We start from the raw sequence: 22,287 nt of genomic DNA on the forward strand, positions 1-22,287 counted from the left end.
GCAGTTGATTGCCGGCGTTAACGAAGTCAGCGCCCTTCTGCGTCAGTACAACGTTGTTGCCAGACAGGCTGTAGTAACCGTCTACGTTGCTGTTGCCAGTAAAGGAAACAGTCAGACCTTCGCGAGGGGTTTCTTCATCGGTCGCAGTGAAGCGGCCGGCGACAGTACCCGCTGCGGCGGAGTTTTCATCGATGGTTTCTGGCGCGACGCTGATGACCGGCACGTCGTTATGCAGCGTGACGGTTGGTTGGCCGGTGCCATTGGAGCTGAGCCCCTCAGGATCGGTAACGGTCAGGTCGATCTTCGGCAGTTGATTGCCGGCGTTAACGAAGTCAGCGCCCTTCTGCGTCAGTACAACGTTGTTGCCAGACAGGCTGTAGTAACCGTCTACGTTGCTATTACCAGTAAACGAAACAGTCAAACCTTCGCGTGGCGTTTCCTCATCAGTCGCAGTGAAACGGCCAGCGACGGTGCCCGCAGTAGCAGAGTTCTCATCAATGGTGACTGGCGCAACGCTGATCACCGGCACATCGTTATGCAGCGTAACGGTCGGCTGACCGGTGCCATTGGAGCTGAGCCCCTCAGGGTCGGTAACCGTCAGATCAATCTTCGGCAGTTGATTGCCGCCGTTAACGAAGTCGGCGCCTTTTTGAGTCAGTACAACGTTATTGCCAGACAGGCTGTAGTAGCCGTCTACGTTGCTGTTACCGGTGAAGGAAACAGTCAGGCCTTCGCGTGGTGTTTCTTCGTCGGTTGCGGTGAAGCGGCCGGCGACGGTGCCCGCTGTGGCGGAGTTTTCGTCGATGGTTTCTGGGGCGACGCTGATCACTGGCACGTCGTTATGCAAGGTGACAGTCGGCTGGCCGGTGCCATTGGAGCTAAGCCCCTCAGGGTCGGTAACCGTCAGATCGATCTTCGGCAGTTGATTGCCAGCGTTAACGAAGTCGGCACCTTTTTGCGTCAGTACAACGTTGTTGCCGGACAGGCTGTAGTAGCCGTCTACGTTGCTGTTGCCAGTGAAGGAAACAGTCAAACCTTCGCGTGGGGTTTCTTCGTCGGTCGCAGTAAAGCGGCCGGCGACGGTGCCCGCTGTCGCAGAGTTTTCATCGATGGTTTCTGGCGCGACGCTGATGACCGGCACGTCGTTGTGCAGAGTGACGGTTGGTTGACCGGTGCCGTTGGAGCTGGCGCCCTCAGGATCCGCAACGGTCAGGTCGATCTTCGGCAGTTGATTGCCGGCGTTAACAAAGTCGGCGCCCTTTTGAGTCAGTACGACGTTGTTATCAACGATGGCGTAGTAGCCATCCACGTTGCTGTTGCCGGTGAAGGAAACAGTCAGGCCTTCGCGTGGGGTTTCTTCGTCAGTCGCGGTGAAGCGGCCGGCAACGGTACCCGCTGTGGCGGAGTTTTCATCGATGGTTTCCGGAGAAACACTGATGACCGGCACATCGTTATGCAGGGTGACGGTCGGTTGGCCAGTGCCATTGGAGCTAAGCCCCTCAGGATCGGTGACAGTCAGGTCGATCTTCGGCAATTGATTGCCGGCGTTGACGAAATCCGCGCCTTTCTGGGTCAGTACGACGTTGTTATCAACGATGGCGTAGTAGCCATCAACGTTGCTGTTACCAGTAAAGGAAACAGTCAAACCTTCGCGTGGGGTTTCTTCGTCAGTCGCGGTGAAGCGGCCAGCAACGGTGCCCGCTGTGGCGGAATTTTCGTCGATGGTTTCCGGGGAAACACTGATGACCGGCACGTCGTTATGCAGCGTGACCGTCGGCTGACCGGTGCCATTGGAGCTAAGCCCCTCAGGATCGCTGACGGTCAGGTCGATCTTCGGTAGTTGATTGCCGGCGTTAACAAAATCCGCGCCTTTTTGCGTGAGCACAACGTTATTGCCAGACAGGCTGTAATAGCCGTCTGCGTTGCTGTTGCCGGTGAAGGAAATCGTCAGGCCCTGGCGCGGTGTTTCTGCATCGGTGGCGCTGAACGTACCTGCGACGGTACCGGCTGTAGCGGAGTTCTCGTCGATGGTTTGCGGCGCAATGCTGATCACCGGCGCGTCGTTGACCGGTGTAATCGTCACCGTCAGCGTGCTGCTCGACCCGGTATTGGTGGTGTAGCCAATCTGCGGCACTTCACCGCTGTAATCCTTGACCGGCGTGAAGGTATACGCTCCATCGGTGCCAATCGTGATGCTGCCCACGCCCTGGATAATGGCGGTCTGGCCTGCGCTGTAGGTGGTACCACCCACATTGAAGGTCGCGACGGTCAACACGTTATCAATGTCGCTGTCGTTGCTCAGCACGTTGCCGGTAGCGACGTTATCTTCGACGATAGTGTTGGTATCGGCGACCAAAACGCTTGGATCATCCACAGCAACAACAGTGGAAGTGGCCGGCGCGGGATTGATCGCCAGGTTTTCGTAGTTACCACCGGTCGCACTGGTAATGGTGGCGCTGACGGTCAGGTCCTTGCCATCTGCCAGGTTGGCAGGTGTATCGACACTGACCGTGCCGGTGGTTTTACCGGCTTCGATGGTAATGGTCTGGTCGTTGGACAGCTTGATGACAACGTCGGTCTGCGCCGCGTTGGTCACGGTCGCGGTGTAGACGATCTTGCCACCCTCATCCACCGATGCAGTCGCGGTCAGTGTGACGGTGGTGGTGTCGATGGTGTCGTTGACCTGCGTCACCGCCGGCGTCGGGTCGGTGGTGATGATCAGGTTGCCGCCGCCGGAGGTGCCGGCAATGGTGGCGGAAATCGACGAGGCGTCCAGGTAAGGCGTGTCGTTTCCGGCAAACGTGACGTTGAGTGCACCCGAGGTCTGGCCGGCAGCGATCACGACAGAGAGGCCGTTGGACAAGGTCACGGTGAGGTCGCTGGTCGGCGCCTGAGTGATAAACACCGTGTAGACAACAACGCCACCGGCTTCGGTGATGCTCGGCGTGGCGGTCAGGGTGATGGTGACGTTGCGCGGGTCGACGCCGTTATTGTTGGCGCCGGTGAAGGTACTGTTCACTGCATCACCGGCATTCAAGCCGGTCGTCGGGTAGCCAATGGTGGGGTCAACCGCGCCTGCGGTGGCCTCCAGCACGACAAAGCTGTGGCCGCCACCGACGGCACCGTCGGAACCAGCAGCCGTTGGGCCGGCTGCGGTGGCTTCGAGGTCTTGGGTCGGGTCGGCGCCGGCAGCGATGGCTTGCTGGAGTTCGGCGACGGACGGTGCGGCTTGAGCAGTGGCGGCGCTCAGGTCGGTGGACGAGTCAGGAGCGTTTGCGCTCCACTGACTGTCGCGGCCCAGGTCAATCACGCGGCCATCAGCCAGTTCCAGCGACACAGCGCCTGCAGGGCCGGTATCGACCTGCTCCCCAGCGAACAGGCGATCACCTTCTACGAGCAGGCGACGAATCCCTTCCGGGGAAACTGCGAACACTTGACCGACAATGCTTTTGACGACCGCAACGCTGCTCATAAAAGACTCTCCGTGTATTACCGTTCAGGGGGTATCCATCAAGGAGACCGGCCCTCTCGCTGGTGCCGATTCAATAGCTGGAGTACTTAATTTCTTTGATAAAATATTGGCGTCAATATTTTGTTGTTCCGTCGGAATAATTACTTTTCCGTCAAGGTATTGACCTATTGGGCGTCATCCTAAACAATCCGCCCGGTAATGTCACATTGATATTTATGCGGCCTCGCGACTTTCTGTTTGCGCCCTCTGGCGCCCTAGAAAAACGGGCATTTCGAGTTGCCACTCCAATGCAATATTCCAAGTTTGTTGCGGTTTTCAGGCAACCAATCTCCGGGGAAACATCAGAATGCGTTTGCACCTCTTTAAAGCTGTGCCCTTTGCTCTAGCCGCCAGTTTCGTCCAGGCTCAAACCTTGCCTGAAGCCATGCAAAGCGCTGTGGAAAACCACCCGGAGATCCAGGCAGCTATTAATGCGCGCATTGCCGCCGATTATCAGGTCAGAGAGGCGCAGGGCGGTTACCTGCCTAAAGTCGACGTGCTGGGCGGTTATGGCCGTGAAAGCTCCGACAACACCTCGACCCGTGCCGCCAGCAACAGCCATGATTGGAAAACCTTGAATCGCGGCGAGTCGACCATCCGCCTGCAACAAAATTTGTTCCAAGGCTTTGGCACCATCAATGAAGTCGGCCGCCAACAAGCCACCGCCAATTCCCGTGGCTATGCACTGCTCAATACCTCCGAGCGCACCGCACTGACGGTCGCCCAGGTTTATCTGGATGTCTTGACCCGTCGCGAGATGGTGCAATTGGCAGAAGACAACCTGAAAAGCCATGAACGCATTTTTGATCAGATCAAACTGCGCACCAGCCGTGGCGTCGGAAGAATGGCGGACATGGATCAGGCCGAAGCCCGACTGGCTCAGGCGCAAAACAACCTGATCACCGAGCAGACCAACCTGGCGGACGCCAACACCAACTTCCTGAGCGTGGTGGGCAAAGAACCGGACCAGCTGGAAAAACCCATGGGGATTGTGACCGCCCTGCCGGCCAGTCTGGATCAAGCACGCCGTGAGATGATCGCGGACAGCCCGGTATTGCGCTCTGCCGAGTCGGACATCGCCGCTGCCGAAAAGCAGTACGAAGCCGCCAAGTCGACCTTCTACCCGCGCTTTGACGCGGTGCTGCAACGCTCGGCCAACAACAACATCGGCGGCGAAGAAGGCCATGACAATGGCTACTCCGCCATGCTGAACATGCAGTTCAACCTGTACAACGGCGGCAGCGACAAGGCCAGCCTGCAGTCCAAGGCCTCCCAGGCCACTCAGGCGCTGGACATCCGCAACAACGCCCTGCGCCAGTTGAACGAAGAGCTGGGCCTGGCATGGAACGCCTATAACAATGCCAGCCAGCAGGTGCCGATCGCACAGCAATACGTCGACCGCAGCACCAAAGTGCGCACGTCATACCAGCAGCAGTTCAGCCTGGGTGAGCGTACACTGCTCGACTTGCTCGACAGCGAGAACGAACTGTTCACCGCTCAACAGCGTTTGGCACAAATCAAAAGCCTCTATATCTACACCCAGTATCGAATCAAGGCCGACATGGGCCAACTGCTGAGAAGTCAGGGTGTGGTTGCCCCGCTGGCATCAGTTGTGCAGAACGATATTAAACCGTCGGTAAACCTGCCAGGGATGAACTGATTCTTGACGGCGTTGGACCACACAACCGTTTAAGAGAGAGTCAGCTTGGATTCTGAAATAGGTTTGGCGCAACTCAACCATGACCCGCGCACTCAGCATGACGACCCGTTGCTGGATGGGTTGTTGGCTCTCTGCTCACTGCATTACAAGCCCGCCAGCCGGGCCATGCTGACCACCGGCCTGCCCTTGGCGGGGCAGCGCCTGAGCCCAGACTTGCTGCCGCGCGCAGCAGCTCGGGCGGGTTTGCAGGGGCGTTTGCTGCAGCGCACGCTGGAAAAGATCCCATCTATCGCACTGCCAGCCTTGCTGCTGTTAAAGGAAGGACGCAGTGCGGTGCTGTTGGGATGGGACGGTGATACCGCCCGCCTGTTGCTCAGCGAAAGTGACGGCGGCGAAGTCCAGGTCAGCCGTGAGGTGTTGAGTCAGGACTACAGCGGCCGGGTTTTCTTCGCCCAACCGCAACATAAATTCGACATCACCAGCGGCACGCTGATCCCGCGCGCGCACTCGTGGTTCAAAGACACCCTCAAACGCTCGCGCTGGCTGTACGCCGACGCCATCGCCGCGAGCCTGGTGATCAACCTGATCGCCCTGGCTGCACCGTTGTTTGTGATGAACGTGTACGACCGTGTGGTGCCGAACCAGGCCACCGCCACCCTGTGGGTGCTGGCAATCGGTATTTGCGGCGCCTACCTGTTCGACCTGCTGCTCAAGAGCATGCGCAGTCTGTGCCTGGACCTTGCCGGCAAGAAAACCGACCTGATCATCTCCGCGACGCTGTTCGAGCGCATCGTGGGCATGTCGATGAAAATGCGCCCGGCGCGCGTCGGCAGCTACGCCTCCAACATCCACGAGTTTCAGGGGATGCGCGACTTCCTCACCTCCCTGACCCTCACCAGCCTGATCGATTTGCCCTTTACCCTGATTATCCTGGGCGTGATCGCGCTGCTGGGTGGCCACCTGGTGTGGATTCCCATCGTGGCCTTCCCGTTGGCCCTGGGGATCGGCCATTTCCTGCAAAAACCGCTGACCGCGACACTTGAGCGCACCATGGCCCTGGGGGCCGAGCGTCAGTCGAGCCTGATCGAAACCCTCGCCGGGCTGGATGCGGTGAAGGTCAACAACGCCGAAAGCGAACGCCAATACCAGTGGGAACAGACCATTGGCACCCTCAGCCGCCTGGAACTGCGGGTCAAGGTCTTGTCCGGCCTGGCGATGAACATCACGCTGCTGATCCAGCAAGTGGCCGGCGTGGCGATGATCATCTTCGGCGTGTACCAGATCATCGACGGCACCCTCAGCATGGGCGGCCTGGTGGCGTGCTACATGCTCAGCGGCCGCGCGCTTGGCCCGCTGGCCCAACTGTCGGGCCTGCTGACACGCTACCAGCAAGCCAAGGTGACGATGGTCTCGGTGGACCAGATGATGGAGCTCCCGCAGGAACGCAACTTCGACGAGCGCCCGCTCAGCCGCAAGGCGCTGCAAGGTGCGATGACGTTCCGTGAGGTCGACTTTACCTACCCGAACCAGCAAACCCTGGCCCTGCGCGGGATTAACCTGAATGTTCGTCCCGGCGAGAAAATCGGCATCATCGGCCGCAGCGGCTCGGGTAAAAGCTCGCTGGCCAAGCTGCTGGTCGGCCTGTATCAGCCGGACTCCGGCTCGTTGCTGGTCGATGGCGTGGACATCCGCCAGATCGACGTCAGCGAGTTGCGCCACAACATCGGCTATGTCGCCCAGGACATCCAACTGCTGGCCGGCACCTTGCGTGACAACCTGGTCTCGGGTGCGCGCTACGTGGACGATGAGATGGTGCTGCAAGCCGCCGAACTCGCCGGCGTGCACGAATTCGCCAGGCTGCATCCGCAAGGTTACGAACTGCAAGTGGGCGAGCGCGGGCAAAACCTCTCCGGCGGCCAGCGTCAGAACGTCGCCCTGGCGCGCGCGTTGCTGCTGAACCCGCCGATCCTGCTGCTGGATGAACCCACCAGCGCCATGGACAACACCGGTGAAGAGCGCCTGAAACAGCGTCTGCAGTCGGTTATCGAAAACAAGACGGTGATTCTCGTCACCCACCGCGCTTCGCTGCTGAGCCTGGTCGACCGCCTGTTGGTGATCGACCGTGGCCAGATACTCGCAGACGGTCCAAAGGCGGCCGTTATGGAAGCGCTGAAAAAGGGGCAGATCAGTGTTGCTTAAGTCCGGCGCAGGCCGTTTGAAGGACGTCATCTTCCGCTATTTCAAGGGCCGCGACTCACTCGATGACCAGCCACTGCCCGAGGTCGAAAAAGCGCTGATCGACGACGCACCCCGCATCGTGCGCCTGACCATCTGGGGCGTGATCGGCTTCTTTGTGTTCCTGCTGCTCTGGGCCCACTTCGCGATCATCGACGAAGTGACCAAGGGCGAAGGCAAGGCAATCCCCTCGTCGCGCATCCAGAAGATCCAGAACCTGGAAGGCGGCATCGTCGCGCAGATCTACGTGCATGAAGGGCAGATCGTCGAAGCCGGCGCGCCGTTGATCCGCCTGGATGACACCCGATTTGCCTCCAACGTCGGCGAAACCGAAGCCGACCGCGTGGCCATGGAACTGCGCGTGGAACGCCTCAGCGCCGAGGTCGACAATCGACCGCTGAACATCACCGATGCAGCACGCAAAGCCGTGCCCAACCAGGCCTCGAACGAAGAATCCCTGTACCTCAGCCGCCGCCAGCAGTTGGCAGATGAAATTGGCGGGCTGCAACAGCAACTGCTGCAACGCCAGCAGGAACTACGTGAATTCAGCTCCAAGCAGGAGCAATACCGCAACAGCCTGAACCTGCTGCGCCAGGAGATCGGCATGTCCGAACCGCTGGTACAGCAAGGCGCGATCTCGCCGGTAGAAGTGCTGCGCCTCAAGCGCTCCGAGGTCGAAACCCGTGGCATGCTCGACGGCACAACCCTGGCCATCCCCCGCGCCCAGGCCGCCATCAACGAAGTGCAGCGCAAAGTCGACGAAACCCGCGGCAAGTTTCGCAGCGAAGCCCTGGCTCAACTGAACGAAGCCCGCACCAACCTGAGCAAGGCCCAAGCCACCTCCAAAGGCCTGGAAGACCGCGTCAGCCGCACCATGGTCACCTCGCCCGTGCGCGGCATCGTCAAGCAGATGCTGGTCAACACCGTCGGCGGCGTGATCCAGCCCGGCAGCGACATGGCCGAAGTCGTCCCTCTGGACGACACCCTGCTGGTAGAAGCGAAGATCCGCCCACAAGACATCGCCTTCCTGCACCCTGGCCAGGAAGCCATGATCAAATTCACCGCCTACGACTACACCATCTACGGTGGCCTCAAAGGCAAGCTCGAAACCATCGGTGCCGACACCGTGATGGATGAAGAGAAGAAAAACACCTTCTACATCATCAAACTGCGCACCGACCGCAGCCACCTGGGCACCGATGAGAAGCCGTTGCTGATCATCCCCGGCATGGTCGCCTCCGTGGACATCATCACAGGCAAGAAGAGCATCCTGAGCTACCTGCTCAAGCCAATCATCAAATCCCGTGCAGAGGCGATGCACGAGCGTTGATTTTTTGCTGATGGCACAGAGAAATATGGGGAGATTTGCGAAAACTTGGGTTTTCGCAAAAATAGTCAGATTTCAGGGGTTTACAGAACCTTGGCAGTCGCTATAATCGTCGCCCTAACACGCCGGTATAGCTCAGTTGGTAGAGCAACTGACTTGTAATCAGTAGGTCCCGGGTTCGACTCCTGGTGCCGGCACCATATAGAACAACGACTTAGGCTCACCTCACGGTGGGCCTTTTTCGTTTTTGGCTTCTTCCAGTAGAAATTTTCCCCGTTCGTTCCCCGTTTCGCCTGAGGACTGGTGATTCACCCTACGTCAGTTATTCGCACGACAAACCATCTCAGTCACCTATACCTCGTGCATCACCCCCCCGGATCAGGGTAGTGGTCGCTCACGAGCTGTTACCTTTGTTAAGAGTTAAGAAGGCTTATAGGCGCTTTTGCTTGGTTCTACCTCAAAGCCAGAAGCTATGCTCAGCTTTCTCGATGCCCTGCAGTACTCCACAATACTATTCTTGTCATGACGATCAATTTGGATGGATCTGAATATGAATGAAGAGTTGAGCTTGAAGCAGCAGGTGGTTGTGGCCCTAGAGCTCTGTAAGCAGGCCAAGGATCTGATTGATGAGATGTTGGCGTTGACGCCAGTTGAGCAGATGAGCGAGAGACGTCTAGATATTCTCAGCGCCGCTTTGGATAACCAGACCCTTTCTTGGCAAAAGTTGGGCGAGCTCATGCATTCGTACGCTATAGCGAATGACTACAGCTTTGATCAGTTATGAAGTCCGCACATCAAGCGGAGTAAATGCCGGACAGCTTTCTGCTTTTCCACTCTGGCATTGCTATCTGTCCTTCCATTTCCGTAGGGCATGGTAATGATGACCACCGGAGTTCCGGTAGTTTCGCCGCCCCGCTACAAGCGTTTCCCTGATGACTCGCCGAGGCTCCACGCCCTGGGAGAGTGCCCGCAGGGCGTCCTTCGTGAGCTGGTCGAGCGCTTGCTCCTCGAATACTGCCGCCATTGCACTAGCCTTCCTGACGATCAGCAGCGCCAGCTCCGGCGGAAACACCACCTTTTCAGCGGGTAGATAATCACAGTCAATAACGGACACGGCTCTATCCTCCGTGCGCGCCTGATGCTGGCGCTGGAATGAAGCAGGGCCAGCAAATGACCTGTAGATGTTACCAGCGGAACGCGAACGACTACCTAGAAACCGGGGTCTGGCCAAGCTGGCAAGTCGACCGGTTTCCGCTCCAGAGTGAACGACTCGTTCACCACCTGCTCCGACCTGCTGTCAGGTCGCTGGAAGCCCCGGGAAATACTAGACGAGCATCTAGCGCCAGCACGCCATCTTTGATGTTAGAAGCGGCGCATTGCTTGGGCTGCGGGCAACTGCCCCTTGTTCTGTCGTCGGGAATCCGTCTAGTGCCTGTCTAGTATTGCCTGGCGCGCTAAGCATTTTTCTGGCCCGGTATTTCACCACCCCATCGCGCCAGGATATTGATCGAACACCCACCTTGACGGCCGCCTCCCGAATTTTAGACGGGGCTGGTGCTGGTCAGGCAGCCCGAATGCTCGCAAAGCCTTGAACTGCGTGGCTTTCAGAGCGCCAACCGCTGACGGCGCTGGATAAATCCGTCAAGACCTGTCAAGAATTTCGTCAAGGCTGGTCAAGGATTATGGCCGCGTTTGCCGGGTTCGATCGTGTGCTACTTGTCCCGCAAGTGACTTTCGCGGCTCGCCCCTGTTTCTGGACGACGCGGCTATCCGGCTGTTTACCCGATCTGACGCCAGGCCTTGGTGGCTTTGCCTTCTAGGCCGAGCTGGATGATCTGTGACCTCTCAGCCCGTCCAATGCCTGTCCAGAATTCTGGCGAGTGTCATACCTCGCCGAGGCTGCCGGCGACGGTCAGCTCAGCAAGGCCCTGGCGAATGAACACTAGGTTCTGTACGAAAAGTCGGCGAGCGAAGGTCAGGCAAGGCAAAAACAGGCGAGGAACGGTCGGAGTCGCGGCCGACTTTACTGGAGTAAATGAGCATTCCGAGCCGGTTTTTAACGCAGCATGGCCGAGCGCAGGCACTTTACGTACAAAACCTAGTCTGCCACCCTATTCGTTAGACCTTCGGAGACCCGCTGTTGAACACCCTCGCACGGACGCTGACCACCCTGCTGCTCACCTGCCTGCCACTGCTTGCCCATGCCAGCAATGCCGAGGCCCTGATCGCCCGCCACGACTGGCATCAGGCGGCCCGTGCCGTCCTGCTTGAGGCCGGCCAGGAGGAAAATATCGATTCATCACTGCCGCTGGTCCAGGCCAGGGCCGGTTTTGTCGATGACGCCCTCAAGACCATCGCCGGTCTTTATGCTGGCTCGCAGCCCTATCGGCTGGTGGAAGTGGCAGAACTGCCACAGGTAAGCGCGGCGCGCCGTGAAGCGTTGCTGGGTCAGGCGCTGGACATTGCCCGGCAACAGGCCGAGCGCGACAGCACCGCCAGCACCGGGGCCTTCATGTGGCTGGCACTGCACTACTGCGGCGCGGGCGACGAGACTCAGGCCCGTGCGTTGCTTGCTTTGGCGCTGGAGTATGCGCACAAGCTCGACAGTTACGACCGGATGATCTACGCGATGCAGCGCAGCCCGCAGTATACCCGCAGTTGGATGATCGGCCCGGTGACCCAGGCCCTTGCGCGCGAGCGGGAAAATGCCGCCTTCAACTGGCTCGGCCTGGCCGAGCTGGCCTTGAAAATGGGCGACAAGACCCAGGCTCTGGGTTTTGTCGACCAAGGGATCGAGGCCACCGGTCAACTGCGCGACTCGCGCAAAGGCTACGTCCTCAGCCAGCTCAACCTGCTGGCGCTCAAGGCCGGCAGAGCCTCGCTGCCAGAGCCCTTGACGCCCTATCTGAACATGACACGCCTGGCTATCACTGGCGCCCCGGACCAAGCCTATGCGCTGCTCGCCGCCGCGCCCCAGGACGGCAACACCCATTACGGCGCCCGCCTGTGGCCAAAGCTCATCAAGGATGCCAGCGAGCGTAATGACCTGCCCACCGCGCGCTATTTCGCCGAACGCCCGATCAAGCAATCTGCGCTGGAACAGGCCAGCGCCTGGCAGCAGGTGGCTCAACTGCAGTGGCAAGCCCACCAGGACTTCAGCGCCAGCTACCGGCAGGCATTCCAGGCCCTTGAACCCGCCGCCGGCACGCCGCGCAGCCTTGAAGACATCAGCACCTTGGTCAAGCTTCTGGACCTGGCCCGGCAAGCGGGCCTGAAACAGCCCGAGCCAGCACTGCTGCCCCAAGCGGTGGCCATGATCGACCATCTGCCGGCCGACCGCCCCTCTGACCGGATCAAGGCACGGTTGCAGTTGCTGCCCTGGCTATGGCACCAAGGGACAAGGGATCTGGCCACAACCCAGGCGCTGACGGCATACCGTGACCTGAGCGGTTACCGCGACTCTTCGGCCGCCACCCGCGCCGAGTTGCTGACCGAGATGGGGGTGGTGTTCAGTGAGGTAGCGGCGCCCTCGCCCGGAGTCAGGACATCACCGCCCGCTCCCGCAAGGCCATGATGTCGCGCTCAGGCCCAGGCAAGGCTGCTCCGGGCTGCCCAGGGTGACTTCGGAGTTGGCCGGCAGGTCCAGCGACGTCACCAGAAAACGCCCCGTGTCGTAGGGGAAACCCTCGCCGCCCGCCCACATCTGCTTAGCCCCTTGGGCCTCCAGCACGATGCTCGGCGACACCAGGCATATCACCGGCGGTGCCACTTCGTCGAGCCGGTAGGGCACCTCTAGGTTCTCGTCGAGCGTTTCCAGTGCGCCGCGCACGTTGTTGGCAATGTCTGCCGATCCGCGCTGTTCAACCCAGTTGGAAAGCTCCTCCACTGCGGCGCCCAGTGCGAGCTGTTTTGATTGAGGCGATCGAACAGGCTGGCGATCAGCTTGGTATCCGTCATGGCGACTCTCCGTGTTTCGAGAGAGCGTAGCACCGGCGCCGTGAATGCCCGGAATCACCTTTACATGGTTTGCGTCTGCCGGCGGCAAATTGGCCTGGCGATGTGATACGGGATTTCCCCGCACCTAATGCGTGAGCCACGCCCACAGGGGCCGCTACTGGCTCTCAGGCGGCCACATTCGCTGAATCCGTCTCATGCCTGTCTCACATTGGGCAGCGATTCGGTAAAGGTCAGGTAAAAGATAGGAGGGACGAAAGGGCGGCGTTCGTCTGGGGTCTGTCAGGGGTATCAGCGGCCACGGTGCGCTTGTTTGACGGGCTGGGCACGCAATAAGCCTCAGACGCCCACCCGGCGTGGTTTTGGTCTGATGCCTGTCTCGCATTCCGTCAAAGCGTAGTCAAAGTGGAGAGCCAGGTTTTACACGCATTGCGAAGCGCCGTGGGACCGTATGAATCTCCAAGGCCACACCCCATGCTTCCACCACCTCATCAGAGGAGAGCAGTCCGGTTGAGCTGACGCTTCCAGTCGCCTGGATCGTTATGTCCCCCAGCACGGCCATGTAGGCGGCAATGGTTTGTGGCAGAACTAGAAAACCGGAACCATGGCTGTCGTGAACCATGAGTTCGTCCCGGCCGAGTGAAACACTGTGGAGAAGTGCCCGATAAGTGCGATGGGTGAATTTGGACAGTTCCTGATAGAAGACCCTGCGCTCAGTAGCCGCTTCTACCCCGTCTAATGCTTCGATCAGCTTCCGGATTTCGCCATGAGAAATCGTATCGTTCGCGTACCACTTCTTCAAAGCCAATTCGGCCTTTGGGGATTCCGCGTGCAAATAGCGCATCACGTCGATCGCTTCAACTGCGTCACGGAAGACTCGCGCAACTGGGCGGTGTCGTGTCTCCTTCAGTAAGGCCACGCAGTCTAGGAGTGATGCCAGCAAGTCCATGGTGATTAGCCAAGTCGCCTTCTGCAGCGACTGCTCGTCGCGATGGTATTTCAGCGTGTGCGGCCTGAGGCGTTTGATTATTTCTCGAAGCAGGGCATCGCATTCCCTAAGGAATTGCCGTTGGGCTTCATGCTCATACGGGTTGTCATAGGCCTCTTGAGGATGTCGGCCCCAAACGATACTCGGCATTTTGTTCTCTCTAAAGTTTCCGATGTTCAATCATGAGTTTTTCCCCACTGAGGGTAAACGCCTTACACCGGCCAGCCAGACAATATTCCGGCGAGCGCGCAGTTTGCCAGTCAAAACTCCTGCTTTTGGTGGAAACCAAAGTGGAAGCCAGGTATTGATACCCCACTTTTGATACCCAGCCTATCAACGATAGATGCACCTGAATTGCCGATCCGTACATTTATTTGGCTGTGTTTTTAAGGCATCCTTGATTAGTCAGACCCCAAGGAGATGGATCGTGGCGATAGGTACCTGCAAGCTGACATTAAAGACTGGAACATTCGTCAAATCACACCTCATTCCGCTGTGCTTTTCCGGCCCTAGTGAGGGGCAGTATTTCATTGATGGCACACCAGGAGGTCGTCCGACCAGAAGACCAACTAGTTGGTACGATCGAGCTCTTGTAGTTCGCAAGGGTGAAGATGTTCTTTCTGAGCTAGATAGCTCGGCTGCTATTGAACTACGAAAGGGGAAGTTGGTTTGGAGCGGTTGGTCTGGCGATAGCGATGTTCAGGAAGAGGTAGCTCCAAATCCAGGTGAGAAATTTGGGCTTCGCACCGTTTCAGGCTTGGATGTTCTGAACCTAAGGGTTTTTTTCCTGAGTATCTTGTGGCGGGCAGCAGCTTCAAATCTTCCTCAAAACGCCCATGTTCAACTTCCGGCTAATGAGCTAGAGCAGTTGCGACTTATGGTGTTGCACAAAAATCCCTACCCACTCAGCTTCCTGCCTGTTCAGCTGACGCAGCTTACTTCTCTAGGCCCCAGACACAACCTTGGGCCGTTGAAAATGAAGCTCCCGTTTAAGTTAGAGGTGGAAAAGGAAGAGCTGTTTTTGCAAAGTTATCGATTTTATTTTGACGGCCTTGTAGCAAATATTTTTTTCGATATGTCATTTGAACTCCACGAGCCTATGTCTGCGATATATCTCGGCGGAGATGACAGCGTTCTTGCCGTATGTGTTCCATACGATGAGTCATTTCAAGCCTCTAATATCCAACAGCACCAGTATGAAGCAGTAACAAATTATCCCGACACTATGATAAAGCTTTTGCGCTAATCCTGATTTTTGATGTTCATTTTTATTAATGTTTTCTGTCTCCAGCAGATCTACCATGGTTCGCATTGGCTGTTGCGAACCTCAGTGCGAACCTACTGCCGCTACGCCCCGAATGCGCACCAACCGTGCGTACTGAACTGCGTACTTCCTGTGCGCAATTTGCGCAGTTACTGCGCATTCCGATGGTGAGCGGTCGCTGAGGCCGAACCGGTTACATCCCGCCTGGCCATCACGCGGCCCAGTGCGTGAATATGCTGCGTGAAGGGTGCGTGAAACCTTACCTGGGGAGGGTTTCGCGCATTGACTAGGTGCGCGAAGGGCGTGCGCGAAACAATGCGCGAGAACCGCGGATGCCTGCGCCTATTGGATGCCGCACTGACGCAACGCGACCTCCAGCGACTGGTCCAGTACATATTCCCCGGTCGTAGATGCCGCTTGATTCAGGCCTACAGTGCGATAGATAAGCGTCTTGCCGGATCGCATTTCTTTGAGAATTGACTGTGCTTTCTCGCCCGTTGACGCGGTAAACGGCGACATGGACCGTGCTGTAGCATCCATCGCCGTCTTGTAGGCGTTTTCCACTATTTGTTGCTGCTGGGGATCTTTCGGTGCGTAGGCTTGCATCGCTTTGAGCTGACCCTCTGGCACATAGTCCAGCGGGGTTTCGCTGGTGCTTATCGTCCATGCCTTGTTCTGATCGACTCTGAGCTGGACGTCGCCGACCGGGATCAGGAAACGGCCGCCGCTTTTCACGCCCACTCGTAGGTCGCCATTTACCACCTCAATGTATGGGTAGTATTGATTGCTGACTGTGTATATCCCGCCCCTTGTGTAATAGGTGCCCACCGTGACCGCGCAGCTCGATTTATCAGTGAATTTGTCGGTGTTTCGGACAGTCACCCATTCGACGGCGGGACCGGTGGCACAGCCAGATGCCAGTAGGGCGAGTAAAAAGACAGGGACGAGCTTCACATTCACATTCCTTGTATTGGGTTGGGCTGGTCAGATGCCCGGCAATATAACAGGCGGGAAAGCTTTACCGCGTGGATCGGCAGCATTTGGCTCCTCCCGTGGTGTGCTCCTCCGAGAAGGATTGGACGAACAGTTGACCCCCGCGAAAGTCGTCACTGATGGCAGTCACCGCGCCTGGCACCGCCATCGTATCCAGTTTGGATCAGCATCCATCTGTGGATACCGGGGCGGATACCGGCAGGATTCGACCCTTTGACCACTGCTGTCGACAAACAGAAATCGACCATAGCGGACGCTTAGCCATTCCCAAATTATCCTATCTAAATTAACGCACCGCGCCTTGTGCGATGGTTTTCATGTCATCGGTCCAAGATAGAAAAGCGAATTCTTGACTCTGAGGATCTCTCCAAGTCATCACATCTGTCGGATGGACGACTGGTGATGCAATGTAAAAAGGTGCCAGGGTCTTTAGGTCAGCTTTGGTTTGATGATTTCGATGGGCACAGGCATTCCTAACTTGCTGGCAATGCTTTGGGCCAGTTAAACCACCTGCCAAATAACCTTTTAAAGTTCCACCATTACCCGGGCTTAGCGCATTTACAATATCTGATATTTTGGTGCTATCACCCCAGGTGGGTTCTTTTATCAAAAGTGCATTGAGATCCGTAGTCTTAATGGCAGCACCCTTTGCTGCCCTCAGAGCTATGTACGATGCGCGCTGCCATATAGCAGGTGTTATTGATGCTGCATGGGTTACACCATTTGCCGTTTTGCACCCTAGAGATGAATAGATGGTGACTTGCCTTGCGAAGGAACAATATGTTTGCCACGCACTGGAAAGTATCCCCTCTAGAAGATAATGTTTGTTCGATTTATTGTTTGCTATAAGCGCATCCCTAAAATGTTTCTCGGAACGATTTATCTGTAGCTCAAATCGGAAGTAAATGCTTTCCAAGTCCATTTTTCAACGTCCGACCATTAAAGCTCGTCTCTGAGAGCCTTGCACATAGAAAGGGTTCTTTCCATCCGTTGTTTTTCGCGGTTTGTACCGCTACTCATTGCCTCAACGTATGCAGGGAAACGAGACATGTCTTTACTTTCGTGGGCAGCGGCCAACTCTAGAAGGTTTCCGACCGCTCGGTCAGGCGGACAGGTTATAGCTCGGCCAACTGGGGGAAGTCCTGTGGCCTGCTCAAATCCAGGCAGACCAAACATGTTGTGGTAGATGGCGCAGAATAACGCGTGAATCGCGTGAGGTTTTGTGAGATACGACCCTCTAATTCCCGACAGATCTTGGGCAATGACTTCAAAAATACGGCTAATGTCCTCCTCTATCTGTTCACTTCCCGGAAAAACCTGGTCGTATTTTTTATACAATGCATGGAGTTTTGCATCGCTAGTACTGGTAATGCCCTCTTGTAAGGCTAGTACGAGGTCTGCAATAAACGCAGCGTCGTTCATTCTAACAATCTGACGAGTCGTAAAAATCCCCCATTCATACAGCAGTTGGGTGTGATCTAAAGCTCTAGTTATCAAGTCTTTGAATTCACCAAAGAACTCAGAGTGACGCTTTTCCGCGGCATTAAGCGGAAGCGTATAGGCGTTCATTCTTCGGAACATTTGAAGTATTTCCGAGTATCCCGCATCTCGAATCACATCGGTGGATACCGTATAAAAGATAAATTTGTCTTGTGTGTCTTCGTCAAGATCGGAAAACTTGGCTCCGCTGTAGTTGTTGGAGTTTTTGCCAAGGGCGAATTTATCATTTAGGAAGTCATAAATAGTGGTAATTCTTTGCTGTCCATCGACAATTTCAGTTCTTACCCTCTTCGTTTTCCTGTCTAGATACTCGTGGAAGTAAATTTTAGGGAAGGGATATCCCTCTAAAATAGTATCAATAAAATAGCTTCGGGACGCGTTTGGCCAAAGACCGGGCGAGCGCTGGTATCCGTGGTTTGCTACGAGATCTCCGCGAGCCAGCATGTCCCTTAGATTTGCTATTGATAGCTTGCTTTCATCAACCTTCATTCGTAGCTGTCCTTGATAGTCGTTTCTGTGGTGGCATTGGTACTACCAGATTGCGAAATTCGCAACCTTTGCTCAAATCTGCATTTTGGTATGAGCCCTGGTTGTATTGAGGGCGTCTATCCTGCATAGAGGCTATCGCGCTCAATGGCGCGCGCGCGGATCGCGAGGTATATCGGCCTCCAATGGAGAGTATTTCACATTAATAGCCAGACAGGTCGAGGGCTACTGAGCTGGAGGTTCCCTCACCGAATTTTCTTGTTGATCCTTGACTGCTTCCAATTCAGCGCGCCGCTGAACCTAGCATCGGATCAAGTGCGCGGTCAGGCGCGATGTTGACATCACGCCAGCCTGGAGCCGGTGGTGGCGCTCGCAGCCTGTTAGCAAATGTTAGTCCCTTGAGAGGTGTGCCCCAAGTGGTAAGACTAGCTTCAGTCTCTCCATCTACGACTATCATTGCGCTTTCAAGTGGCCAGCCTGAATCGTCGACAATTCCAAATATCTCTAGATCGCAAGGAGCCGTCCGATGGGATTTTTTTTCGAACCATATCAAGCTGACCGCTGCTGTCTGTGTGGCTCCCCTGAATCTCTCACGGGAGAGCACAAGGTAAAAGCTTCTGCTTTACGAAAGATCTTTGGCAGAGAGCCTATGGTCATCGGCACCTTTGATGGCACCAGCGTCCCCCGCGACGCGCAAGGTCCAAAGTCCCAGGCCTTTCATTTCTCGGCTCGCATATGTGCATTATGTAATAGCACTCAAACCCAAGCTGCTGATCGCGAGTTTGACCGGTTTCATGCCTTGGTATCTGAGCTGCTTTCGAAAGGTAAGGCTCCAGAAACCGTATTCAGCCTGCCGCAATATGATCTGTCCTCCACGCCGTACCTCAACGTATTCCGCTACTTTGCCAAACTCCTCTGTTGTCACGTTGCAGAGTCTGGCGGCCCGCGAGCATTAGCTTTAAGCGAATTTGCCTTGGGCCGGGCGGGTAGGAACACCGTATGTTTGTATATCGATGCAGACCCTACATATGAAACCTTTCATGAGCAGTTTGGTGAGCATAAATTCGCCGGGCACGGTGGGCTCATTGTGCCTGTAGATTCAAAAACACAGCTTCCTACCAGCTTTCGCAGTTCGCTCACGCTAGGTGCGGTTCGCTATATATTTTGGGTCAGGTTTGGCGCACTGGCTGGACTAGCTCTTCAAGTGTTTCACCGGCCTTTTTTCGAAAAATGCCAAGCGGCATATCGTGAAGCGCTAAGAAACCCACTGTCAGATGATGAAAGGCGTCGCCTAGGTATCTAATGGTGCTGACCGGATATTCCTTTGATGGATGGTAACCAGGAGAGGCGGTTTCATTTGGTAATTGACAGGTGATCTGGTCCACGCCGAAAACTTGTCAAAACTTGACATAGGGGCAGCGTGGAACCTGACAAAGCCTGACATCAAGCGAGTAACCGAACTCCTGTAGATCATGCCACTAGAACTTTTTCAACAACGGGCAGCGAGGCTTTGAATTGCTTCCCGTTTGAGATTTTTTGAAATCCAAAAGGTGTCGACATGAGCACACTTCCAAAATCATTTTCCGGAATTAGCCCTGGGCTCCACAATTGATGCCTCTCTACTTCAGCTACAAGATCTGCAAATTGATCGTCACTCTCGAATTCCACTATTAAAACCTCAAATCCAATTGTTGAGATCTCTGCAATGAGCCCGGGTGGCAAGTCCGCGCCTGGTTCAATGTAAGCCGCCACCATACGCCCGCCCAAACGGTCATTAATCCGCTTCTGTCGTTCATACCCTTCGTCGTATTGTGGGCCAGGCGCATCGCTAGAAAGGGAGAAGCTCCCATCATCGGATAATTCGATTTTCCAGGCCATGGGTGGGTTCTCGCTGAACCTTCCAACAATAGTTCGGGCCGGGCGAAATGACTCTGCAATTTCCTGTTGGAAGGATTGGAGCATTTCAAAGAAGAAAATTGCTATCTGTAAAGCCTCTCCGATCTCTGCGTGGGAGACAATGACTGGCTGGCCTCCGTTTCTTCGCCTTACTCGCAACCCTTCAGGAACGAGAATGTAGTCGGCATGCGCTATGGCATTTCTGATGTCGTCCCGAAAGGTGGTCTCTAACAACCTCGCCAGGCTGCTCATCCCTATTTCAGTCGCAACCCGTGCTAGGTGCCGAAACATCGCGTTAGCGTTTGGGCCGATTATAGCTCTGGGTTCAGGACGCACTCGGACGAGCTTTTGAAACGGCCAGAGGTTGTAAGCCTTCAACTGAGGGATCTGCATGGTGTTCAGCAGCCCCTCGTACACACCACCCGCCTCGGCAAGATGCGCATAGAGGCATAGCACTTGGCGAAGCTCAGGCCTAGTCAGAGGGGCGCCCTTCGATCCAAGCACTTTCAGCTCATCGAATACCTCGATAGCGGTTGCGATCGTATTCCAGCCGGCATCTTGAATGCCACGAAACTCAGCGAACAGGGCAGCAGCAGTGTCTATCTCGTTAATTTTTCGCGCATATTCAAACAAGTAGGTGAGCTGGGTGTTCAGCTCCCGAAGATAGGCTTGAGCTTCCATGTTTTGCCTCTGAATGCATGTGGTTGCTAAGGGATTACGATTAAGCAGAGTGGTTACTTTTGGTGGTTACCAGCGTGGTTACCAGCGAGGTGACGAAACAGACGATTTGGTCTGAGTGAGACCAGATCGTCTGTTTCGATCAGTCAGTTAAATGGAGCTTGGGCGTATGTCCGTTCCGTTCTGAGTACCCGAAATTCGGAATTTTTGGGTTTCTCCTGGGCTGACCTCGGCTGCCGTTTCCTTCACGGGCTGACCGATCTGCATTGCACAGAGGCCGTTGCCTTCGTCATCGCCGGCAATGCCAACGATATGCCGACCTGGCTTGACCTTGAATTTCACAATTTCGCCGGTGTCGATGCGGGCGACCTTTTTTCCGTCGATGAGCACGGTGGCCATGCAGCCGCCAGACGCCCAAAAACCGTTGTCTCGACTAACTGCCAGTGTCGCACCACCCGGAACGTCTGACTGATAGGCGTAGACCCGGTCGGCAGGCACCCGCTTTGCAGAGCCAGGCGCTACTGGTGTGCTTGAACATCCCGCCAGTAGTGTGAAGGTGACGGTGGCGAGCAAAATCCTGTGCATATTTCTTCCTCCGGGGTTGATGGATCACTTTACACCAGCCCCCCTACATCTGGTCTTCGGCATAAATTGCAGCGCTGATGATCGCGCCACCCACCCGCCGCCTTCCGTAGCAGAGCGGTACCGGGTTACCCGATGCAGTGGTGTTCTTGGCGCTGCCGAAGGCGTACCCGGGGGTGTTCTCTGGTGCGGCACTGGTCTTGAGGCCGCCGGCCTGGGGGCTGAGCATTTGGATAACACCTCCAGCAGCGAGAGCGATCCCTGGGGCAAGCGTAGCGCCGTTGGTGAACGGACTGGCCACGATCAACACAATTCCGATGATGGTCTGAAGTATCCCTGCACGCTTGCTGCCGGTGATCACGGGGACAACCCGTATCTCCCTGGCCCCGCCGAGAGTCAACTCGGATTCGCCTACGTTCTTCCTGTTGCGGAAAATTGCGAACTCCAGGCCGATAGAGCGTGCTCGGGCGATGTCGCCCAAGAACCCAGGGTGATTTACATCGATTGCTCTCAATGCCTCCCTCGTATCGCCATGAGCGGAAAGCGCATAGGTGTGTCTCCTTCCGTACTTTTTGGCCAAAGAGCCGCTGAGTAGGATGGTTGTTTTTGGGGTGTACTTGATCGCGGTCATACCCGGTCCTCTGCATAGATGGCGGCGCTGATGATCGCGCCACCCCAGCGGCGGCGGCCGATGCAAAGAGGCACGGGCAAGCCTGATGCCACGGTGTTTTTTGCACTACCAAAAGCATAACCAGGAGTGTTCTCGGGCGCGACGCTAGACTTCAAGCCCTGGGCTTGCGGGCTCAACATCTGAATTACACCGCCGGCGGCCAGTGCGATACCGGGCGCAAGTGTTGCGCCATTTGTGAAAGGGCTCATAACGATCAGTACGGCCCCTATGATCGTTTGCAAGATACCTGCCCGCTTACTGCCGACGATCACGGGGGCGATAATGATGTCGCCATGGCCTTGATAATTGAGCTCACTCTCCCCGATGTTTTTCTTTCCTCGGAAAACAGCAAATACAAGTCCGCGCGACCTGGCGTTTGAGATGAATCGCTCAAGGCCAGGAATCTGCACGCATAGCGCTTTCAAGGCTTCCGCCGGCGTGCGCACGGCAAGGTCGTAGGACCTGCCGAACTGCCGGAGTTGTCCGTAGAGTTTGATGGTGGTCATAGGGGAGTTATCGAATGCGGTAGCGGCCATGTGGCCT

General features: G+C 56.3%; 16 protein-coding genes, 1 tRNA gene and 2 pseudogenes. 8 read left to right on the forward strand and 11 right to left on the reverse strand.

Translation table 11 applies throughout. From position 1 onward, the window contains the following. Nucleotides 1-3,472: retention module-containing protein (locus J1G35_RS24290; RefSeq protein ID WP_223016221.1), on the reverse strand; the 3,472-nt coding region annotated here is incomplete at its 3' end. Between the two features lie 346 nt (nucleotides 3,473-3,818). Here J1G35_RS24290 and J1G35_RS24295 point away from each other — a divergent pair. The 5 genes from J1G35_RS24295 to J1G35_RS24315 all read left to right on the forward strand — a co-directional run bounded on the left by J1G35_RS24295 (nucleotide 3,819) and on the right by J1G35_RS24315 (nucleotide 9,517). Further along, nucleotides 3,819-5,171, forward strand: coding sequence for a TolC family outer membrane protein (locus tag J1G35_RS24295; protein ID WP_053140902.1), 1,353 nt, complete (start codon nucleotides 3,819-3,821; stop codon nucleotides 5,169-5,171). A 45-nt stretch (nucleotides 5,172-5,216) separates the two neighbouring features. Beyond that, nucleotides 5,217-7,370, forward strand: a complete 2,154-nt coding sequence (locus J1G35_RS24300; RefSeq protein WP_053140905.1) for a type I secretion system permease/ATPase — start codon at nucleotides 5,217-5,219, stop codon at nucleotides 7,368-7,370. After that, on the forward strand, nucleotides 7,360-8,736 hold the full coding sequence (locus tag J1G35_RS24305; RefSeq protein WP_223016222.1) for an HlyD family type I secretion periplasmic adaptor subunit: 1,377 nt from the start codon (nucleotides 7,360-7,362) through the stop codon (nucleotides 8,734-8,736). The genes J1G35_RS24300 and J1G35_RS24305 overlap by 11 nt, the downstream gene beginning before the upstream one ends. Before the next feature lie 121 nt (nucleotides 8,737-8,857). Further along, a tRNA-Thr gene (locus J1G35_RS24310) sits at nucleotides 8,858-8,933 on the forward strand. A gap of 350 nt (nucleotides 8,934-9,283) precedes the next feature. Then, on the forward strand, nucleotides 9,284-9,517 hold the full coding sequence (locus J1G35_RS24315; RefSeq protein ID WP_223016223.1) for a hypothetical protein: 234 nt from the start codon (nucleotides 9,284-9,286) through the stop codon (nucleotides 9,515-9,517). A 132-nt stretch (nucleotides 9,518-9,649) separates the two neighbouring features. Here the strand turns inward: J1G35_RS24315 and J1G35_RS24320 are convergent. Further along, a pseudogene (locus J1G35_RS24320) lies at nucleotides 9,650-9,847 on the reverse strand (hypothetical protein); the annotation flags it as partial. A gap of 1,026 nt (nucleotides 9,848-10,873) precedes the next feature. On the opposite strand from J1G35_RS24320, the gene J1G35_RS24325 reads away from it, so the two are divergent. Next, on the forward strand, nucleotides 10,874-12,307 hold the full coding sequence (locus J1G35_RS24325; RefSeq protein WP_223016224.1) for a hypothetical protein: 1,434 nt from the start codon (nucleotides 10,874-10,876) through the stop codon (nucleotides 12,305-12,307). 6 nt (nucleotides 12,308-12,313) lie between these two features. Here the strand turns inward: J1G35_RS24325 and J1G35_RS31060 are convergent. Beyond that, nucleotides 12,314-12,517: pseudogene (locus J1G35_RS31060) on the reverse strand (AraC family transcriptional regulator); the annotation flags it as partial. A 570-nt stretch (nucleotides 12,518-13,087) separates the two neighbouring features. After that, complete coding sequence (locus tag J1G35_RS24335) at nucleotides 13,088-13,825, reverse strand: hypothetical protein (protein ID WP_223016225.1); 738 nt, start codon at nucleotides 13,823-13,825, stop codon at nucleotides 13,088-13,090. Between the two features lie 277 nt (nucleotides 13,826-14,102). On the opposite strand from J1G35_RS24335, the gene J1G35_RS24340 reads away from it, so the two are divergent. Further along, nucleotides 14,103-14,921 (forward strand): hypothetical protein, encoded by an 819-nt coding sequence (locus J1G35_RS24340; RefSeq protein WP_223016226.1) that lies wholly within the window; start codon nucleotides 14,103-14,105, stop codon nucleotides 14,919-14,921. A 360-nt stretch (nucleotides 14,922-15,281) separates the two neighbouring features. Here J1G35_RS24340 and J1G35_RS24345 read toward each other — a convergent pair whose 3' ends face one another. The 3 genes from J1G35_RS24345 to J1G35_RS24355 form a co-directional block, all read right to left on the reverse strand. Beyond that, nucleotides 15,282-15,893, reverse strand: a complete 612-nt coding sequence (locus J1G35_RS24345) for a hypothetical protein (protein ID WP_223016227.1) — start codon at nucleotides 15,891-15,893, stop codon at nucleotides 15,282-15,284. Between the two features lie 325 nt (nucleotides 15,894-16,218). Then, the gene (locus J1G35_RS24350) at nucleotides 16,219-16,854 is read right to left on the reverse strand and encodes a hypothetical protein (protein WP_223016228.1); all 636 of its coding nucleotides are present in this window, start codon (nucleotides 16,852-16,854) and stop codon (nucleotides 16,219-16,221) included. Between the two features lie 17 nt (nucleotides 16,855-16,871). After that, nucleotides 16,872-17,921 (reverse strand): DUF262 domain-containing protein, encoded by a 1,050-nt coding sequence (locus J1G35_RS24355; RefSeq protein ID WP_223016229.1) that lies wholly within the window; start codon nucleotides 17,919-17,921, stop codon nucleotides 16,872-16,874. A 523-nt stretch (nucleotides 17,922-18,444) separates the two neighbouring features. Between J1G35_RS24355 and J1G35_RS24360 the strand changes: the two genes are divergently transcribed. Beyond that, nucleotides 18,445-19,221, forward strand: coding sequence for a hypothetical protein (locus J1G35_RS24360; protein ID WP_223016230.1), 777 nt, complete (start codon nucleotides 18,445-18,447; stop codon nucleotides 19,219-19,221). 167 nt (nucleotides 19,222-19,388) lie between these two features. Here J1G35_RS24360 and J1G35_RS24365 read toward each other — a convergent pair whose 3' ends face one another. From J1G35_RS24365 to J1G35_RS24380, 4 genes are all read right to left on the reverse strand, one after another. Beyond that, on the reverse strand, nucleotides 19,389-20,495 hold the full coding sequence (locus J1G35_RS24365) for a hypothetical protein (RefSeq protein ID WP_223016231.1): 1,107 nt from the start codon (nucleotides 20,493-20,495) through the stop codon (nucleotides 19,389-19,391). Between the two features lie 147 nt (nucleotides 20,496-20,642). Beyond that, a complete protein-coding gene (locus J1G35_RS24370) occupies nucleotides 20,643-21,077 on the reverse strand; it encodes a hypothetical protein (RefSeq protein ID WP_223016232.1) in 435 nt (144 codons plus the stop codon). A gap of 43 nt (nucleotides 21,078-21,120) precedes the next feature. After that, nucleotides 21,121-21,705: a tail assembly protein gene (locus J1G35_RS24375; protein WP_223016233.1), complete on the reverse strand. Its 585-nt coding sequence runs from the start codon at nucleotides 21,703-21,705 to the stop codon at nucleotides 21,121-21,123. Next, nucleotides 21,702-22,280, reverse strand: a complete 579-nt coding sequence (locus J1G35_RS24380; protein WP_223016234.1) for a tail assembly protein — start codon at nucleotides 22,278-22,280, stop codon at nucleotides 21,702-21,704. Before J1G35_RS24380 ends, J1G35_RS24375 begins: the two co-directional genes overlap by 4 nt. Nucleotides 22,281-22,287 lie beyond the last annotated feature (7 nt).

The sequence above is a fragment of the Pseudomonas sp. SH10-3B genome (genome assembly GCF_019891415.1).
GTDB lineage: Bacteria > Pseudomonadota > Gammaproteobacteria > Pseudomonadales > Pseudomonadaceae > Aquipseudomonas.

Coding starts and splice junctions, on each gene's coding strand:
- J1G35_RS24295 (WP_053140902.1), top strand. CDS start 3,819: ATGCGTTTGCACCTCTTTAAAGCTGTGCCCTTTGCTCTAGCCGCCAGT.
- J1G35_RS24315 (WP_223016223.1), top strand. CDS start 9,284: ATGAATGAAGAGTTGAGCTTGAAGCAGCAGGTGGTTGTGGCCCTAGAG.
- J1G35_RS24335 (WP_223016225.1), bottom strand. CDS start 13,825: ATGCCGAGTATCGTTTGGGGCCGACATCCTCAAGAGGCCTATGACAAC.
- J1G35_RS24350 (WP_223016228.1), bottom strand. CDS start 16,854: ATGGACTTGGAAAGCATTTACTTCCGATTTGAGCTACAGATAAATCGT.
- J1G35_RS24355 (WP_223016229.1), bottom strand. CDS start 17,921: ATGAAGGTTGATGAAAGCAAGCTATCAATAGCAAATCTAAGGGACATG.
- J1G35_RS24360 (WP_223016230.1), top strand. CDS start 18,445: ATGGGATTTTTTTTCGAACCATATCAAGCTGACCGCTGCTGTCTGTGT.
- J1G35_RS24365 (WP_223016231.1), bottom strand. CDS start 20,495: ATGGAAGCTCAAGCCTATCTTCGGGAGCTGAACACCCAGCTCACCTAC.
- J1G35_RS24370 (WP_223016232.1), bottom strand. CDS start 21,077: ATGCACAGGATTTTGCTCGCCACCGTCACCTTCACACTACTGGCGGGA.
- J1G35_RS24375 (WP_223016233.1), bottom strand. CDS start 21,705: ATGACCGCGATCAAGTACACCCCAAAAACAACCATCCTACTCAGCGGC.
- J1G35_RS24380 (WP_223016234.1), bottom strand. CDS start 22,280: ATGGCCGCTACCGCATTCGATAACTCCCCTATGACCACCATCAAACTC.